The organism is Allobosea robiniae (genome assembly GCF_900102525.1).
Classification (GTDB): domain Bacteria; phylum Pseudomonadota; class Alphaproteobacteria; order Rhizobiales; family Beijerinckiaceae; genus Allobosea; species Allobosea robiniae.
Window position 1 is genome coordinate 603,159 of record NZ_FNBZ01000001.1, and the last position, 18,035, is coordinate 621,193.

11 protein-coding genes and 1 pseudogene are annotated in these 18,035 nt (G+C 67.9%); 2 read left to right on the plus strand and 10 right to left on the minus strand.

The genetic code is table 11. The features are described 5' to 3' along the window. Window positions 1–68 precede the first annotated feature (68 nt). Together pepN and BLQ70_RS02765 are read left to right on the plus strand one after the other, a co-directional pair. Window positions 69–2,714, plus strand: coding sequence for an aminopeptidase N (gene pepN, locus BLQ70_RS02760; RefSeq protein ID WP_091855707.1), 2,646 nt, complete (start codon window positions 69–71; stop codon window positions 2,712–2,714). Between the two features lie 361 nt (window positions 2,715–3,075). After that, entirely contained in the window at window positions 3,076–5,235 is a 2,160-nt protein-coding gene (locus BLQ70_RS02765) for a PAS domain-containing sensor histidine kinase (protein ID WP_244511881.1), read from the plus strand. A gap of 3 nt (window positions 5,236–5,238) precedes the next feature. Here BLQ70_RS02765 and BLQ70_RS02770 read toward each other — a convergent pair whose 3' ends face one another. From BLQ70_RS02770 to BLQ70_RS02815, 10 genes and pseudogenes are all read right to left on the minus strand, one after another. Continuing rightward, a complete protein-coding gene (locus tag BLQ70_RS02770; RefSeq protein WP_091855709.1) occupies window positions 5,239–8,193 on the minus strand; it encodes a bifunctional [glutamine synthetase] adenylyltransferase/[glutamine synthetase]-adenylyl-L-tyrosine phosphorylase in 2,955 nt (984 codons plus the stop codon). Window positions 8,194–8,209: 16 nt separating this feature from the next. Then, window positions 8,210–9,712 (minus strand): sensor histidine kinase, encoded by a 1,503-nt coding sequence (locus BLQ70_RS02775; protein WP_091855710.1) that lies wholly within the window; start codon window positions 9,710–9,712, stop codon window positions 8,210–8,212. Then, window positions 9,696–10,379, minus strand: coding sequence for a response regulator transcription factor (locus tag BLQ70_RS02780; protein WP_061964415.1), 684 nt, complete (start codon window positions 10,377–10,379; stop codon window positions 9,696–9,698). Before BLQ70_RS02780 ends, BLQ70_RS02775 begins: the two co-directional genes overlap by 17 nt. Before the next feature lie 132 nt (window positions 10,380–10,511). Continuing rightward, window positions 10,512–11,672: pseudogene (locus BLQ70_RS02785) on the minus strand (trypsin-like peptidase domain-containing protein); the annotation flags it as partial. 126 nt (window positions 11,673–11,798) lie between these two features. Further along, window positions 11,799–12,269: a cytochrome c-type biogenesis protein gene (locus BLQ70_RS02790; protein ID WP_091855711.1), complete on the minus strand. Its 471-nt coding sequence runs from the start codon at window positions 12,267–12,269 to the stop codon at window positions 11,799–11,801. A 4-nt stretch (window positions 12,270–12,273) separates the two neighbouring features. Beyond that, the gene (locus BLQ70_RS02795) at window positions 12,274–14,250 is read right to left on the minus strand and encodes a heme lyase CcmF/NrfE family subunit (RefSeq protein ID WP_091855712.1); all 1,977 of its coding nucleotides are present in this window, start codon (window positions 14,248–14,250) and stop codon (window positions 12,274–12,276) included. A 7-nt stretch (window positions 14,251–14,257) separates the two neighbouring features. After that, window positions 14,258–14,773 (minus strand): cytochrome c maturation protein CcmE, encoded by a 516-nt coding sequence (gene ccmE, locus BLQ70_RS02800; RefSeq protein ID WP_061964421.1) that lies wholly within the window; start codon window positions 14,771–14,773, stop codon window positions 14,258–14,260. Then, a complete protein-coding gene (gene ccmI, locus BLQ70_RS02805; RefSeq protein ID WP_091855713.1) occupies window positions 14,770–15,873 on the minus strand; it encodes a c-type cytochrome biogenesis protein CcmI in 1,104 nt (367 codons plus the stop codon). The genes ccmE and ccmI overlap by 4 nt, the downstream gene beginning before the upstream one ends. Window positions 15,874–15,940: 67 nt before the next feature. Continuing rightward, window positions 15,941–17,320, minus strand: coding sequence for an ATP-binding protein (locus BLQ70_RS02810; RefSeq protein ID WP_091855714.1), 1,380 nt, complete (start codon window positions 17,318–17,320; stop codon window positions 15,941–15,943). A 9-nt stretch (window positions 17,321–17,329) separates the two neighbouring features. Next, a complete protein-coding gene (locus BLQ70_RS02815) occupies window positions 17,330–17,998 on the minus strand; it encodes a response regulator transcription factor (RefSeq protein ID WP_061964427.1) in 669 nt (222 codons plus the stop codon). Window positions 17,999–18,035 lie beyond the last annotated feature (37 nt).

The following is an 18,035-nucleotide window of genomic DNA, read 5'->3' on the forward strand; positions in this document are numbered from 1 at the left end:
GGACGAGGCTTCCGGCCCCGTCCGGCAAAGGCTACACACGCACCCTGACTCTCGCCATCAGGGTTCCCATGCGTACCGAAGATGCCCCGCTGATCCGCCTCGAGGATTACCGCCCCAGCGACTGGCTGATCGACACGGTCGATCTCGATGTCAGCCTGCATCCGCAGAAGACGCGGGTGCGCGCCCTGCTGGCGCTCAGGCCCAATCCGGAGGGCCAGCCCGGCGCGCCGCTCAAGCTCGACGGCGACGAACTTGTGCTGAAGTCGCTCGCCATCGACGGCAAGCCGCTCGACGCCTCCGTCTACACGGTGACGCCGCAGGCGCTGACGATCCCCGCCCCGCCGGCGCATGATTTCACGCTGACGATCGAGACCGAGCTCGACCCCTCCGCCAATACCAAGCTGATGGGGCTCTACCGCTCCTCGAAGGTCTATTGCACGCAGTGCGAGGCGGATGGCTTCCGCCGCATCACCTATTTCCTCGATCGGCCGGACGTGATGAGCGTCTATACCGTCCGGCTCGAAGCGGCGAAGGCCGAGGCGCCGGTGCTGCTCTCCAACGGCAATCTCGTCGCGGCGGCGGAGCTGCCCGGCGGCGACCGGCACTTCGCCGTCTGGCACGACCCGCACCCCAAGCCGGCCTATCTCTTCGCGCTGGTCGGCGGGGCGCTCGACCATGTCCGGCAGGATTACGTCACCGCCGACGGCCATAAGGTCGAACTCGCCGTCTATGTCGAGCCCGGGAAGGCCGATCGCGCCGGCTGGGCCCTGGATTCGCTGGTGCGCTGCATGCGCTGGGACGAGCAGGTCTTCGGCCGCAACTACGATCTCGACATGTTCAACGTCGTCGCCGTCTCCGATTTCAACATGGGGGCGATGGAGAACAAGGGCCTCAACATCTTCAACGACAAATACGTCCTGGCCGATCCGCAGACTGCGACCGACGGCGACTACGCCTCGATCGAGGCGATCATCGCCCATGAGTATTTCCACAACTGGACCGGCAACCGCATCACCTGCCGCGACTGGTTCCAGCTTTGCCTGAAGGAAGGCCTCACCGTCTTCCGCGACCAGGAATTCTCCGCCGACGAGCGCTCGCGCCCGGTGAAGCGCATCGCCGATGTCCGCACCCTGCGCTCGACCCAGTTCTCGGAGGATGCCGGCCCCCTCGCCCATCCGGTCAGGCCGCGCGCCTATAAGGAAATCAACAACTTCTACACGCCGACGGTCTATGAGAAGGGCGCGGAGGTCATCCGCATGCTCAAGGTCCTGATCGGTGACGACGCCTTCAAGCGCGGCATGGACCTCTATTTCGAGCGCTGCGACGGCACGGCCGCGACGATCGAGGAATTCCTCGGCTGCTTCGCCGAGGCCTCGGGCCAGAACCTCGATCATTTCGCCCGCTGGTACGAGCAGGCGGGCACGCCGACCATCGTCGCCTCCGGCCGCTACGATGCCGCGGCGAAGCGCTACACGCTCGACCTGGCGCAGAGCACGCCGCCGACACCCGGCCAGACCGAGAAGCAGCCCGTCGTGCTGCCGATCAAGCTCGGCCTCGTCGGCGCGAAGGGCGACCTGCCGCTGAAGACGACCTCGAACGCCTATGCCGGCGACGGGCTCGTGGTGCTCGACCAGCCGTCCCTGTCGGTCACCTTCGAGGATGTCGCGGAAGCGCCGATCCCCTCGCTGATGCGTGGCTTCTCGGCGCCTGCGCGGCTCGATCTCGATTTGTCGGATGCGGACCTGCTCCGGCTGTTCTCGGCCGACAGCGATTCCTTCAATCGCTGGCAATCGCTCCAGAGCGTCGCGACGCGCGTGCTCGTGGCTGCCGGCAAGCCCGGTGCCGATGCGGACGTGCTGGCAGCGACCGCCGACAAGCTCGGCGAAGCACTGCGTAGCTTCCTCAAGGCGGATGGGCTGTCCGACCCGGCCTTCGCGGCGCAGGTGCTGCGCCTGCCCGCGCCGGCCGATATCGCTCGTGAGATCGGTGGGGATGTCGACCCGGATGCGATCTTCGCCGCCCATCGCAAACTGTCGACCGCGATCGGCACCGCCCTGCTCGGCGAATTGCCGGGCCTGCGTGGCGCGCTCGCAGCCAGCGGCGCCTATCGCCCCGATGCGGCCTCGGCGGGACGGCGGGCGCTGCGCAACGAATTGCTCGGGCTGGCGGCGCTGGCCGCTCCGACCGAAGCTGCCGATCTCTGCGAGGAGCAGTTCGTCGCCGGCGACAACCTGACCGACCGGCTCGCCGCGCTCGCCGCGATGACGCTGATCCCAGGCGAGCGGCGCGAAGCCCTGATCGCGCGCTTCGCGAAAAGCTATGCGGGCGAACCCCTCGTACTCGACAAATGGCTGATGGCGCAGGCGCTGATCGCCGAGCCCGGCACGCTGGAACGCGTCAAGACGCTGATGCAGCACCCGGCCTTCTCGCTCGGCAATCCCAATCGCGTGCGGGCGCTGATCGGCGGCTTCGCGGCGAATCTGACCCAGTTCAACCGGGCCGATGGCGCGGGCTATGATTTCGTCGCCGATATCGTCGTCGCGCTCGACAAGACCAATCCGCAGGTCGCCTCGCGACTGCTCGGCTCGTTCAAGAGCTGGCGCATGCTGGAGCCCGGCCGAAAGCGCCTGGCGCGGGAGGCGCTGAGCACCGTCGCTGCCCTGCCGAACCTGTCGCGGGACGTCGCCGACATCGCCGAAAGAGCGCTCGCCTGAGCGCTCTCCGGGAATCGTTAACGCCGACCTGTCCAAAAGATTAACGTTTCATTACCCGCGCAGGATTCATCGGCATAAGCACTGCAACCTAAAGGAGAATTCGACACTCCTGACTCAACTCAGGGCTAGACAAACCGAGGCGCCCGGATTCAACTGACGGTGATTCGCGGGGATGCGGCACGTCTCCCGATCTTACTGACGGTAAAGTTCCGAAGGGGGACCGGGCATGTCGCGTGCAAACGCGGGCTGCGCACCTGTGCGCGCCGATACGATTCTGGGTGTGGCGCGCTCGCTGACGCACCCTCTGTATCATCGCTTCGAAAGCTTCGAACCTGCCTTTCGCACCGCAATCCCTGCGTTTGTGGGACTTTTCCTCATCATTCTCGGTGCCGGCGCGCTGATCCAGACCTCGGCCATGCGCGACGACGCCCTCATCGACGCGGCCGGCGACATGGACCTGGTCTCGGCTCTGGTCGCCCGGGAGCTCGACGCCGCCACGCTGGCGGGCAAGGAGCCCACCGCCGTCCTCGCTGCACTCACCGCCCGCCACCTCGCGGCCCATGGCCGCTTCGTCCATGTCAGCGGCGCCGATGGCCGCGTCATCGCCAGCGAACCGGTGATCGGCCAGACGCAGCGCACGCTCGTCGACTTCCTCGGCCAGACCCAACCTCTCACCGTATTCGGGGACCGCGCCGGCGTGATGCGCATTACCCTGCCGAACGGCGCCGACGCCTTCGCCAGCGTGCGCAACCTCGCCGCCCCCCTCGGGCAGGTCGCGGTGCTGCAGCCGGTCTCGCGGGCGCTCTCGACCTGGCAGATCCGCCGCTCGGGCCTGATCATCCTGTTCGGCTCCGCCGGCCTTATCCTCGGCGTCACCACGCTCGCCTTCATGCTCCAGTCGAAGCGGGCGAGCGCCGCCGACCAGGATTGCGACTGCGTCCGCGAACGCATCGACACCGCGCTCAACCGCGGCCATTGCGGCCTGTGGGACTGGGACCTCGCGCGGGGCCGCATCTACTGGTCGGATTCGATGTATGCCCTGCTCGGCTATGACCGCACCGGCGAATACATGTCCTTCGGCGAGGTCTCGAGCTTCATCAACCAGGACGATGTCGACCTCTATGCGCTCGCCGACGCGATCAGCCGCGGCGAGGCCGACCATCTCGACCGCGAGTTCCGCGTCCGCTCCGCCACCGGCGAATGGATCTGGCTCAAGGCTCGTGCCGAGCTGGTCATCGATCGCCGCACCCGCGCGCGCCATCTCGTCGGCATCGTCGTCGACATCTCCGAGCAGCGCCGCATGGCCGAGCGCACCGCCACCTCCGATGCCCGCCTGCGCGACGCCGTCGAGGCGATCTCGGAAGCCTTCGTGCTGTGGGATGCCGACAACCGCCTCGTGCTCTGCAACGCCAAGTACCAGCAGCTCCACCAACTCCCGGCCGACGCCCTGCAATCCGGCGCCTCCTACGACGAGATCATGGAGCTCTCGGCCCAGCCGCAGATCGACCGCGAGCCGATGCGGGTGCAACGCGGCATGGCCGGGGCCTCCTACGAGGCCCGCCTCTCGGATGGCCGCTGGCTGCAGATCAACGGCCGCCGCACCAAGGATGGCGGCTCGGTCTCGGTCGGCACCGACATCACCAAGCTGAAGCAGCAGGAAGAGCGGCTGACCCAGTCCGAGCACCAGCTCCTGATGCATGTCACCGACCTCAAGGCCTCGCGCCAGAAACTCGAAGCCCAGGCCCAGCAGCTCGCCGATCTCGCTGAGCGCTATCTCGAGCAAAAGGCTTCAGCCGAAAGCGCCAACCGCGCCAAGTCCGAATTCCTCGCCAATATGAGCCACGAGCTGCGCACGCCGCTCAACGCCATCATCGGTTTCTCCGAGATCATGGAGAACGGCCTGTTCGGCCCGCTCGGCGAGAAATACACCGACTATGTCCGCGACATCCGCACCAGCGGGGGTTATCTCCTGGGGATCATCGACGACATCCTCGACATGTCCCGCATCGAATCCGGCCGCCTGCGGCTGGAAAAGAGCGAGATCGCTCTCGGCCCGGTGCTCGACCAGGCGCTGCGGAAGGTCCAGCCGGAGGTCGAACGCAAGCAGCTCGTGCTGGCCATCGAAGGCCCGCTCGACACCCATCTCGAAGCCGACCCGCACGCGCTCTACCAGATCCTCGGCAACCTGCTCGACAACGCCGCCAAGTTCACGCCGGAAGGCGGGCGGATCGCGGTCCGTACCCGCCATGTCCCCGGCGCGCTCAACATCTTCATCGAGGATACCGGCATCGGCATCCCCAAGGAGAAGATCGACCGCGTCGGTCGCCCGTTCGAGCAGGTCGAGGGCGATCTGGTGCGCAGCTACAAGGGTTCGGGGCTGGGCCTCGCCATCGCCCGCTCGCTCGTCGAGCTGCATGGCGGCTCGCTCCGGCTGCGCTCGGCGATCGGCGCCGGCACCATCGTCATGATCCACCTGCCGCTCGACGGCGGCGCCGACCGCATCACCGCGCAGGCAGCTTGAGCGTCAGCCAGCCTTCGCCTTCGACAGCACGCGGGTGAAGATCGCCCTCACCGCGCCGCGAACCTCGTCGAGCTCCGCTTTCATCACCTTCGCATCGGGCCGGCCGACGGCCGTCGCGATTCTCCTGAGCACCCGGGGCGGCACGGCCTTGGGATCGAAGGCCTCCTCGACGGTGAAACGCTGCCAGAGCTGGACGTCGCCGATCAGGCGATGCGCTTCGAGCAGAACAGAGGCATCCCCGTCCGAGAGCAGACCAGCCGCCTTGGCTGCCGCGAAGACCGAGGCCGTGTCGTTGACGATCAGGCCGGGGTGTTCGCTGGCATAGGCCAGCAGCAGGAACTGGGCGAGGAAGTCGAGATCGGTGATGCCACCGGCGGCGAGCTTCAGATCCCAGGGGTCCTTCTCGCCCTTCTCCCTGGCAATCAGCGCGCGCATCTCGGCGACCGCCGCTGCGACCTTGGCCGGCTCGCGCTTGCGCGACAGGATCGCGCGGATCGAGGCCTCCACCCGCTTGGCCAGACCGGCATCGCCGGCGACGACGCGGGCGCGGGTCAGCGCCATCTCCTCCCAGATCTCGGCTTCGCCCTGATGATAGGCCTCGAAGCCGGCGAACTGGGTCGCGGCCGGGCTCTTGTTGCCGGTCGGGCGCAGGCGCATGTCGACCTGATAGAGCGTGCCGCGTCGCGTCGGCACTGTCAGTGCCGCGACGAGGCGCTGGGTGAACCGGACATGCCAGGTGACGGGATCGAGGCTCCTGGCCCCGTCGCTCGCGCCGGCATCCTCTGGCCGGTCGTAGAGCAGGATCAGGTCGAGATCGGATGAAGGCGTGAGCTCGCCTGCGCCGAGCCGGCCAAGACCGAGCACGACCGTCTCCGCCCCTTCGATGGCGCCATGGTCTTCCGTGAAGGATCGGCGGGTGTCGGCGAAGGCGACGCGCAGGCAGGCCTCGGCGACAGCGCAATAGGCCTGCCCCGCCCCTTCCGCCGGATAGACGCCGGAGAGGAGGCGCGCGCCGACCAGGAAATTCTCCTGCCGGGCTGCGTCGCGCAGGCGGTCGAGCCCATCCTCGACGCTGGGCGGCGGCGAGCCGACATGATTGCGGATGCGCCGCTCCAGCGCTTCGACATCGAGCACCGCCTGCCCGAAGGCCGGGTCGATGACCCCGTCGAGCACATGCGGGTGCAAGGCCGCGACCTTGGCGAGGCGCGGCGCGCTGCCGAGGATCTCGGCGAAGAGCGTCAGCAGGGAATCATGCGAGCGCAGCAGCGTCAGCAATTCGACCGCCGCCGGCATGCGGACGAAGGCGTTGTCGAGATGGGCGAGCGCGCCGTCTGGGTCGGCAGTACGGCCGAGCGCGACGAGCAGCGCCGGGGTCAGCTCCGTCAGCACCTCGCGGGCGCGGGCGCTGGTCACGGCGGCGCGGCGGCCGAAATGCCAGCCGCGCACCGTCTCCGCGGCGGTCGCGCCATCGCGGAAGCCGAGCTTGCCCAGCGTCTCGATCGTCTCTGGATCGGCTTCCGAGCCGGTAAAGCTCAGCGTCCCCGCCTCGGAGGCAAGGCTCGGCCCTTCCTCGAAGAGCAGGGCGTAATGCCCTTCGACGCACTTCGCATGCGCGGTCAGCGCCTTGCCGAAGGCGGCCGTCGAGGGATAGCCGCAGAAGCGGGCGAAGGCTTCGAGATCGCCCGCCGCCTTGGGCAGGGTCTGCGTCTGCTCGTCGGCCTGCATCTGAAGGCGATGCTCGATGGTGCGCAGCCAGCGATAGGATTCCGACAACTCGTCGCGGGCCTGCGGCGTGATCCAGCCTTCGGTCGTCAGTTCGCCGAGCATCTCGAGCGTGCGCGGGCCGCGCAGGGCCGGGCGGCGGCCGCCGAAGACGAGCTGCTGCGTCTGCACGAAGAACTCGATCTCGCGGATGCCGCCGCGCCCGAGCTTCACGTTATGACCGGCGACCGCGATGGTCTCGTGGCCCTTCACGGTCTGGATCTGGCGCTTCATCGCGTGGATGTCGGCGATGGTCGCGAAGTCGAAATATTTGCGCCAGATGAAGGGCGCGAGATCCCCAAGGAAGCGCCGGCCGAGCTCGATATCGCCTGCGATCGGCCGCGCCTTGATCATGGCCGCGCGTTCCCAGTTCTGGCCGACCGTCTCGTAATAGGAATAGGCCGAGGGCAGCGAGACTGCGACATGGGTCGAGGCCGGATCGGGCCGAAGGCGCAGGTCGACGCGGAAGACATAGCCGTCCGGCGTGCGCTCCTGGATGATGCGCGCGATCTGCTGGGTCAGCTTGACGAAGAAGCTCGTGGGCTCGGCGACGCCGGCCGCTTCAGCGGCCTCGGGATCGAAGAAGACGACGATGTCGATATCGGAGGAATAGTTCAGCTCGCCGGCACCGTGCTTGCCCAGCGCCAGCACGACGAGGCCGGAGCCGGGGCCGGGATTGGCTGGGTCGGCAAGGTTGATCCGGCCAAGATCGGCGGCCTGGCGCAGGACGTGGTCGGTGGCGAGGCGCGCCGCCATGTCGGCGGTCTCGGTCAACGCGCCCGTCACGGTCTCGACATCCCAGGCACCGCCGATATCGGCGAGCGCGATCAGGAGTGCCATGGCGCGGCGGAAGCGGCGCAATTCGCGCATCAGGTCCGCAGTTTCACAGCCCGCCTCGGCGAAGGCCGCGATCCCGGCCAGCAGCGCGTCGCGACGGACTTCCGGCGCCTCCGTCAGACTGGCGAGCAGCCCGGCCGGGTCGAAGCGCATGATCTGCGTCAGGAAAGGCGAATGGGCGAGGATGCCGGCGACCAATGCCGCGCTGCGCCGATGCTCGGCCAGATGCGCCTTGAGCGCCTCGGCCGCTTCCTCGTCATGGAGGCGCTCGATCAGCTCTCGCTTCAGCAGCGCATCGGCCTTGGCCTTCGCCGGCAGGACCGGCGCAGCCTCGAGCCTGTCACAGAGCCGTTCCGCCATCGTTCATCGTCCTGCCTCAGTGGATCGGCACGCCAGCAGGGTTTGGCGCCGCTGTCGAGGCGGCAGGCTCGGCGAGGGCCGGCGTGTCCACAGGCTTGGGGCTGCCGACGGGCAGGAGGATGACGACGCGCAGGCCCGGCGCATTATCCTCCAGCGTGAGGCTACCGCCATGCAGGCGTACCACACCGGCCACCAACGACAGGCCGAGCCCGAAGCCCGGCTTACTGCGGCTGGTATCGAGCCGGACGAAACGATCGAAGACGCGGCCGCGATCGGCCTCCGGAATCCCTGAGCCATGGTCGGCGACGGAGAGCTCGACCTGATCGCCAATCGTCCGGGCAGAGACCGCCACGGTGCCGTCGCCGCCCTGCTCCGGCGCGCCGTATTTCAGGGCGTTGTCGATCAGGTTGTTCAGGGCCTGCCCGATCAGTTCGCGATTGCCGCGGACTTTCAGGCCAGGGGCGACATCGCTGGCGAGCGACAGGCCGGCTTCCTCGGCCAGCGGCTCGTAGAGCTCGGCGAGGCCGGAGACGATCTCGGAAATGTCGAGCTCGCTCATGTTGTCGCTGACGCGACCGGCCTCCAGCCGCGCGATCATCAGGAGCGCGTTGAAAACACGGATGAGGTTGTCCGCCTCCTCGATCGAGCCGTCGAGCGCCGCCCGCAATTCATCCGGCGATTTCGCAGTCCGCAGCGCCTCCTCCGCCCGGTTGCGCAACCGGGTCAGCGGCGTCTTGAGGTCATGGGCGATATTGTCGGTGACCTGCTGCATGCTGGCCATCAATTCACCGATGCGGTCGAGCATGGCGTTGAGGTTGAGCGCGAGCCGGTCGAGCTCGTCGCCGGTGCCGGTGATGGCGAGCCGGCCTTTCAGGTCGCCCTCCATGATGCCATGCGCGGTTTCGCTCATGCCGTCGATGCGCTTCAGCACACGCCGGGCCACGAACCAGCTGGCGAAGCAGCCGAGGATAAGGACCAGCGCCAGCGACCAGCCGGCGGCGCGCCGGATGACGATGCCGAGCCGATCGCGCTCCTCGAGGTCGCGGCCGACGAGCAGGCGGAACCCGGCCGGCAGCAAGAACACGCGCACCAACGCGCGGCTCGGTGTGTCGACCGTCTCGCTGGAGCGGGCATATTCGATCTCGCTCTCGCCGGTGCGATCGAGCGTGCCGGGCGGGATCGCTTCGACATTGCCGGCGATGCGCTCTCCCACCGGCGTGGTGACGAGGTAGAGCGAGGCGCCCGGCGCGCGCGAACGGCGCTCGACGATGTTGACGATACGGCGGATGCCGCCCTGGCGCTGCTGCTCGGCCAGCCCCTGGATCTCGGCATCGATGGTCGAGCGGATCTGGTCGTCGAGCAGGCGCTTGGCGTTCCAGGCGACATAGCCGAGGACGAAGGCGGCAAAGAGCGCGAAGATGACGAGATAGGCCGCCGTCAGCTTGAAGGCGGTCGTGCGGAACAGCGTGGGCAGGAAGCGCTGGCGCTTGTGCGAGGAGGCGTCAGCGGGCGCTGTCACGGACCATGTACCCCGCGCCGCGGATGGTGTGGATCATCGGCAGCTCGAAACCCTTGTCGACCTTGGCGCGCAGGCGGCTGACATGCACGTCGATGACATTGGTCTGGGGATCGAAATGATAATCCCAGACGTTCTCCAGCAGCATGGTGCGGGTCACGACCTGCCCGGCATGCTTCATCAGATATTCGAGCAGGCGGAACTCGCGCGGCTGCAGGACGATCTCCTGGCCCTCGCGCGTGACGCGATGGGCAAGCCGGTCGAGCACCAGCTCGCCGACGCGATAGGTCGTAGGCTCGGCGGCTGGAGCACCGCGGCGTCGCGCTAGCACCTCGACGCGGGCGAGCAGCTCGGAGAAGGCATAGGGCTTGGGCAGGTAGTCGTCGCCGCCGGCCCGCAGGCCCTTCACCCGGTCGTCGACCTGGGCGAGTGCAGAGAGGATCAGGGCGGGCGTATCGTCCTTCTGCTCGCGCAGGGAGCGGATCAGCGAGAGCCCGTCGAGGCGCGGCAGCATGCGGTCGATGACCAGCACGTCGTAGCCGCCGCCCTCGGCCATGGCATAGCCTTCCAGCCCGTCCGCGGCATGGTCGGCGACATGGCCGACTTCGCGGAAAGCCTTGGTCAGATAGGCCGCAGCCTCGGCATCATCTTCGACGATCAGGAGTCGCATAGACCAACCCTATCTCAAGAAACGCGAAAACGGCAGGCCGGAGGATACGCATCCGGCCTGCCGCCGCGACGGCAAAGTCCCTGGGCTGGGGCGACAGGGAACCGAGGGACCCGCCAGCTCCGATCAGGCCGCCGGCTGGCGGCCGACCTCGAAGGTCACGTCACGCGACTTGCCTTCGCGGAAGAGAGTGATCGTGGTCTTGGTACCCGGCGCGAAGGTCGCGATCTTGCGCGAAAGCTCGCGAGCGTCCTTGATCGCCTCGCCATTGACGGCGGTGATGGTGTCGCCGCGACGGATGCCGGCCTTGGCGGCGGGGCCGTTGCCCTGTGCCTCGGCGACGAGCGCACCCTTGGCATCCTTCAGGCCGATGGCATCGGCCATCTCGCTGGTCACCGGCTGGATCTGCACGCCGATGAAGCCGCGCGCCACCGTGCCGTCCTTCTTCAAGGAGTCCACGACCTGACGGACGGTCGAGGCGGGGATAGCGAAGGCAATGCCGACATTGCCACCCGAGGGCGAGTAGATCGCGGTGTTGACGCCGACGACCTCGCCGTTCTGGTTGAAGGTCGGGCCACCCGAATTGCCGCGGTTGATCGGCGCGTCGATCTGGATGAAGTCGTCATAGGGACCGGAGCCGATATCACGACCCTGCGCCGAGACGATGCCGGCCGTGACCGTGCCGCCGAGGCCGAAGGGGTTGCCGATCGCCAGCACCCAGTCGCCGATACGCGCCTTGGCATCGGAGAGCTGGACATACGGATAGTTGCCAGCGTCCTTGACCTTGAGCAGGGCCAGATCGGTGCGCGGATCGGTGCCGACGACCTTGGCATCAAGCGTCTTGCCGGAATCCGTGACGAGCTGGACCTCGACAGCGTTCTCGACGACGTGGTTGTTGGTCACGACATAGCCGTCCTGGCTGACGAAGAAGCCCGAACCCTGGGCCATGCCGACCTGCGGCTTCGGCCTGCCCTGGCGCGCACCCTCCTGATCGCGGAAGAAGCGGCGCAGCTGCGGGGGAATGTCTTCGAGGCTCTGATCGTCGCCGGCGGCGGCGGTCTGCGTCTTGACGCGGACGGAGACGACGGCGGGCTTCACCTTGTCGACGAGGTCGGCAAAGGAGGGCAGCGCCGTCTGCGCGCCCGAGAGCTGGATCGGTTGGGCGATGGCATTGTGGTTCTGCATCAGGGCGCTGTCGGCGATGCCGGCGGCGAGGCCGATGCCGAGGATGGCGGTGCCGGCAAGAAGGGCGCCGCGCTTCAGGATGGACTTGCGATTTTCAGTGTGTGTCGTCATGGCGGGAACCTCGTGGAGCGACAGGGTGCTTTCCCCTGCTCGTGACGAGAACCATGAGACCCGCCGCCTTACGTGGCTTTGGCCTGAAGATGACGATTTCGTAAGGTTGGCCCGGCTGGCCGCGCCTTACCCCTGTTCGTCCCGCAGCAGCTTGTCGACGCGATTGCGCTCCTCGTCCGTCAGGGGCGCTGGCGTGGCGTTTTCCTCGCCGGCGCGCTGCCGGCCTCGACGCCAGACGAAAGCGGCTCCGGCCAGGAAAATCAGGAAAGGCGCGCCCCAGAGCAGCAGCGTATGCGCGTTGAGCGGCGGGCGCAGCAGGACGAAATCGCCGTAGCGGGCCACGACGAAATCGACGACGGCCTTGTCGTCGTCTCCAGCAACGAGACGCTCCCTGACGAGGATGCGGAGGTCGCGGGCCAGAGGCGCGTCGGAATCGTCGATCGACTGGTTCTGGCAGACGAGGCAGCGCAATCCGCCGGATATGCTGCGCGCCCGCTGCTCCAGCGCCGCGTTGGGCAGGATCTCGTCGGGCTGCACGGCCTGAGCCACCGGCGCGACCAGCAGAATCAGACCGAGGATGAGAGCGATCCGCCGCATCGACCTATTCCGCCGGCTGCACGGCGGCCGCGGGCGCGGCGCGCTTCGGCGCCGCCAGCCGGAAGCGCCGGTCGGTCAGCGACAGGCCGCCGCCGAGCGCCATCACGAGCGAGCCGATCCAGATCAGCAGGATCAACGGCTTGTCGTAGAGGCGCACCGCGACGCCGCCATCCTGCGCCTCGCCGAGGCTGACATAGGCCTGGCTCAGACCATCCGTCCGGATACCCGCTTCGGTCGTCGGCATGGCGCGCGCCGTATAGATACGCTTGGAGGCCTCGATCGGCGCCAGCTCGCGATCACCGGAGAAAACCTGGAAGCGGGCGATTTCGGCGCGGAAATTCGGCCCCGTGCGAGGCGACATGCCTTCGAGCGTGATGGTGTAGCGGCCGCTGGTCAGGCGCTCGCCCGGCTTCAGAACCGTGATCGCCTCGCTGCTCCAGGCCTGAGCGGCGATGCCGATGATGCTCAAGCCGACGCCCGCATGAGCCAGCGCCGTGCCCCAGGCCGAGCGCGGCAGCCCACGCGCCCGCGACAGCATCGCCCGCCAGCCGCTGGCGCGGGTGACGATGCGCTCGGCGAGGTCGAAGCCGGCACCGAGCACGAGGAAGACGCCCAAGCCCACGCCGAGCGGCGCCAGCACCGGCCCGCCACGGGTGAAGGACAGCAGTGCCAGAGCCGCCAGCACCGCGACGCCGAAGGCAAAGGCATTGCGCTGGGCCGCGCCGAGCAGGTCGCCGCGCTTCCAGGCGAGCGACTGGCCGATCGGCAACAACAGCAGCAGCGGCACCATCACCGGCACGAAGGTCGCGTTGTAGAAGGGCGGGCCGACCGAGATCTTGTCGCCGGTGACCATCTCCAGCAGCAGCGGATAGAGCGTCCCGACGAAGACGGTGGCGCAGGCCGTCGCCAGGAAGACGTTGTTGACGACGAGCGCGCTTTCCCGGGAGACCGGGGCGAACAATCCGCCCTGCCGCAGCAGAGGCGCCCGCCAGGCGAAGAGCGCGAGCGAGCCGCCGACGAAGAAGATCAGGATGAAGAGGATGAACAGGCCGCGCGCCGGATCGGTCGCGAAGGAATGCACCGAGGTCAGCACGCCCGAGCGGACGATGAAGGTGCCGAGCAGCGACAGCGAGAAGGTCAGGATTGCGAGCAGGATCGTCCAGACCTTCAGCGCGTCGCGCTTCTCCATCACCACGGTCGAGTGGATCAGGGCCGTTCCGGCAAGCCAGGGCATGAAGGAAGCGTTCTCGACCGGGTCCCAGAACCACCAGCCGCCCCAGCCGAGCTCGTAATAGGCCCAGTAGGAGCCCATCGCGATGCCCAGCGTCAGGAAGGTCCAGGCCAGCAGCGTCCAGGGGCGGACGGCGCGCGCCCACATCGCGTCGATGCGCCCGTCGATCAGGGCGGCGACCGCGAAGGCATAGGTAATGGAGAAGCCGACATAGCCGATATAGAGCAGCGGCGGATGGATCGCGAGGCCGAGATCCTGCAGGATCGGATTGAGGTCCTGCCCCTCGGCCGGCACCGGCGACAGGCGCTGGAACGGGTTCGAGGTGAACAGAGTGAAGGCGAGGAAGGCGACCGCGACGAGCCCCTGCGCGGCGAGCGCGCCGGCACGCAGGCGCGGCGGCAGCGAGCGGCGCGACAATGCGACCAGCGCCCCGAACAGCGTCAGGATCAGCACCCAGAGCAGCATCGAGCCTTCGTGGTTGCCCCAGACGGAGGTGAATTTGTAGATCAGCGGCTGCGCCGAATGGGAATTGGCGACGACGTTGCCGACCGAGAAGTCGGAGCGGACATAGGACGTGACCAGGGCGGCGAAGGACAAGGCGACCAGCGCGAACGAGACCAGCGCCGCGCTGCTGCCGACCGAGGCCAGCGTCCGGTCCTGCCGGAACACGCCCCAGAACGGCACCACCGTCTGAATCACGGAGACGCCGAGCGCAAGCGCCAGCGCGTAATGGCCGATCTCGACGATCATGCTTGGCTCACGGCTTTGCCGGCGCGGCAGCGGGGGAGCCGGAGCCTCCCGCCTGCCAATGCCCCTGCTTCTTCAGCGCGTCGGCGACCTCGCGCGGCATATAGGTCTCGTCGTGCTTCGCCAGCACCGAATCCGCCTTGAAGCGTCCGGCGCCCTCGAAAACGCCTTCGGTGACGACGCCCTGCCCTTCGCGGAAGAGATCGGGCAGCAGGCCGTCATAGCCGACCTTGATCGAGGTCTTGCCGTCGGTGACGCTGAAGCTGATGCGCTGGCCGCCATTGCGTTGGACCGAGCCGGCTTCGACCAGCCCGCCGAGACGCATGCGGGTTCCGGGCTGGACGCCCTTCTCGGCGATCTCGGTCGGCCCGTAAAAGAAGACGATGGTGTCGCGCATCGCGAAGAGGACGAGTCCGGCCGCCAGGAACAGGACGGCACCGGCCGCCGCGATCAGGGTCAATCTGCGCTGCTTGCGGGTGAGGCGGCGTTTTGCGGGGAGCGGCCGCGTCGGCTGAGCTAGGGTCATGGCGCGGCCTCCTTCAAGGCCAATTCATCGGCGAGAGCGTCGATGGCTGCAAGCGCCGCCTTGTCGTCAGCCAGACGCTCGCGTGCCGTCTTCACGGCCTGAAGCGCCGCAGGCTTGTCCCCGAGGACGGTGCGGGCGCGGATCAGGCGGCTCCATTCGGGCAAGCTGCCGCCCCCGGTGCTCAAGCGTTCGGCAAGCCCGTCGACCATCCCCTTGATCGCCTGCTGGCGCTCGGCTTCGGGAAGGGCAGCGACCGCCTTGCGGCCGGCATCGGCCTGCATCCGCTCCAGCCGGGCGCGAACGGCACCGGACCAGTCGGCATCGGCGGGCGCTTCGGCGAGGAGCTGGGCAAGCGCCGCCTGCGCGCCCTCGCCGTCGCCATCCTGCTCCTTGGCGAGGGCGAGATAGTAGCGGGCTCGCGGGCTTTTCGGATCGAGCTTGACGGCCTCGGCCAGCGCTTCGCGCGCCGCGGCGGTCACAATGCCACCGGTTTCCATGATGCGAGCTTCGCCCAGGCCGGCGTAAAGCTCGGCATCGGGCTTTCCGGCGCGGACCGCGGCGGCGAAGGCTTTCGCGGCCTCGTCGTAGCGGCCCTGGCGGAGATAGATCGGCGCCAGCAGCGCCCAGCCCTTCGCATCGCCGGGATTGGCGGCGAGATGGGCCTCCATCCGCGCGAGCACGATGGCGAAATCCTGCTGCGGCCCGGCCTTCTCCAATCGCGCCGCCAACGGCTGGTCGGGCTGCCCGGGAGAGCCGTAGAGGCCGTAGATCAGCAGCGCCAGCAGCGGCACGATCGAGAGCATCAGCGCGGAGCTCGCCCGGCGACGGCGCAGCGAAGGCTCGGTCTCGCCGGTGGGATCGGCTTCGTCGCCTGCGGCGCGCAGAAGGCGGCGGGCGGCTTCGGTGCGGGCGGCCTGCGCTTCCTCGTCGCCGATCAGCTTGCGGGCGAGATCGCGGTCGATCTCCTTGAGCTGGGAGCGGTAGAGGCTGCGGGCATCGGCCGCGTCGGCGAAACCCTGCGCCCGGCCACGGCTGAGCGGCCAGAGCAAGGCAAAAACCGCCGCTCCCGTCATCGCTGCAAAGATGGCCCAGATCATCATGCGGCGTTCTTACTCAATCGTCCGCTCGGGTTCATGGTGACAAAGGGTCACGCGACAAAGAATTCCTCTAAACCGAAGGCAATTCGAGCCGCGCCCTCAATCCGCCCAGCGGCGAGCGATCAAGACTCAGGCCGCCACCATAGAGCTTGGCGAGATCGACGACGATGGAGAGGCCGAGACCTGAACCCGGCGTCGTCTCGTCGAGCCGGCGGCCACGCTTCAGAACCTCGGCCATCGCCTCGGCCGGCAGACCGGGACCGTCGTCGTCGATCAAGAGCGCGATCCGCTCGGTATCGGCCGTCTTCTCATTGGCAAGGGAAACCTCGACTGCCGAGGACGCCCATTTGAAGGCGTTGTCGAGGAGATTGCCCAGCATCTCCTCCAGATCCTGCTTCTCGCCACGGAAGCGCAGGCCGGGCGGGATCGCATGCGAGCCGGAAATACCTCTGCCCTGCGAGATCTTGGTGAAGGTACGCAGCAAGGCATCGAGCGAGGGCGCGATCTCGGTCACGCCGCCGAGCGCACCCGAGAGGGCCGCGGCCCTGGCGCGGTCGAGATAGTACTGGACCTGGTCGCGCATGATCGCAGCTTGCGCGCGGACGGTCTGGGAGAGCTGGCCGTCACCGCTCGTGCCGGCCTCGTTCATCATCACGCTGAGCGGGGTCTTGAGCGCATGCGCGAGGTTGCCGACCTGGGTCCGGGCGCGGTCGAGGATCTCGTGATTGGCGTCGATGAGCTGGTTGAGCTCGCTCGCGAGCGGCGCGAGATCGGGCGGGTATTGCCCGACGATCCGCGGATTCTCGCCGGTCCGCACCGTCCCGACAGCAGCGCGCAGCCGCACCAGCGGGCGCAGGCCGAACCGCACCTGCACGAGCGTCGAGGCGACCAGGGCGATGCCGAGCAGCAGGAAGGTCATCGCCAGCGCGAAGCGGAAATCCTGGATGTCGCCCTCGATCTCGTCGGCGGGCGCCGCGACCGCGACGGTGAAGCGCCCGTCCTCGCCGACGTCGATCTCGCGCTCCAGCACGCGCAGGCGGCGATCGTCCGGGCCCGAGACATAGCTTTCGCGCAACCCCCGGCTGTTCGGCACGATGGACTGATCGAGCAGCTTGGGGAGTTGCCCGCCGACCAGCGAGCGCGAGGCGCGGACATTCGGCCGCTCGCCGTCGAGCCGGGTGATCTGCCAGTACCAGCCTGTCAGCGGCAGGTCGAAGCGCGGCTCACCGAGATCGCCGACCGTCTGGCGCTCGGTCTCGGGCGGTGCGGCAAGGTCGGCGACCAGCTGCTTGATATAGACCGACAACCGCTCGTCGAAGCCGCGCTCGGCCGAGCGGCGATAGAAGGTGGTGAGGCCGACGCCGGCCAGCACCAGGATCAGCACGCAGCAGACGGCCGCCGAGAAGAACAGCCGCGCTCCCAGCGAATAGCGATGGGATTTGAGCGGCATCGCCCGCGATCAGACCTTTTCCGGAGCGGCGGCGATATAGCCTAACCCCCGGACGGTCTCGATGACATCGACGCCCAGCTTCTTGCGCAGGCGGCCGACGAAGACCTCGATCGTGTTGGAATCGCGGTCGAAATCCTGATCGTAGAGGTGCTCGACCAGCTCGGTCCGCGAGACGACCCGCCCTTGATGGTGCATCAGATAGGAGAGCAGCCGGTATTCGTGCGAGGTGAGCTTCACCGGGTTTCCATCGACGACAACGCGGCTCGCGCGGGTGTCGAGCCGAACAGGGCCGCAGACCAGTTCCGAGGTCGCGTGCCCGGTGGCACGGCGCAGCAGCGCCCGGACGCGGGCCAGTAGTTCCTCGATATGGAATGGCTTGACGACATAATCGTCGGCGCCGGCATCGAAGCCGCCGACCTTGTCGCTCCAGCGGTCGCGCGCGGTCAGGATCAGCACCGGCATGGTCTTGCCGGCGCGGCGCCAGCCCTGCAGCACGGCGACGCCGTCGACCTTCGGCAGGCCGAGATCGAGGATCACCGCGTCGTAGGGCTCGGACTCGCCGAGATAAAGCCCCTCCTCGCCGTCGAAGGCCTTATCGACGGCATAACCGGCATTCTCAAGCGCGGTCACGATCTGGCGGTTGAGGTCCTTGTCGTCCTCGACGACGAGCAATCTCACGGTCGGGTAACTCCAGTTGTCGGATGGCCGCGACGGC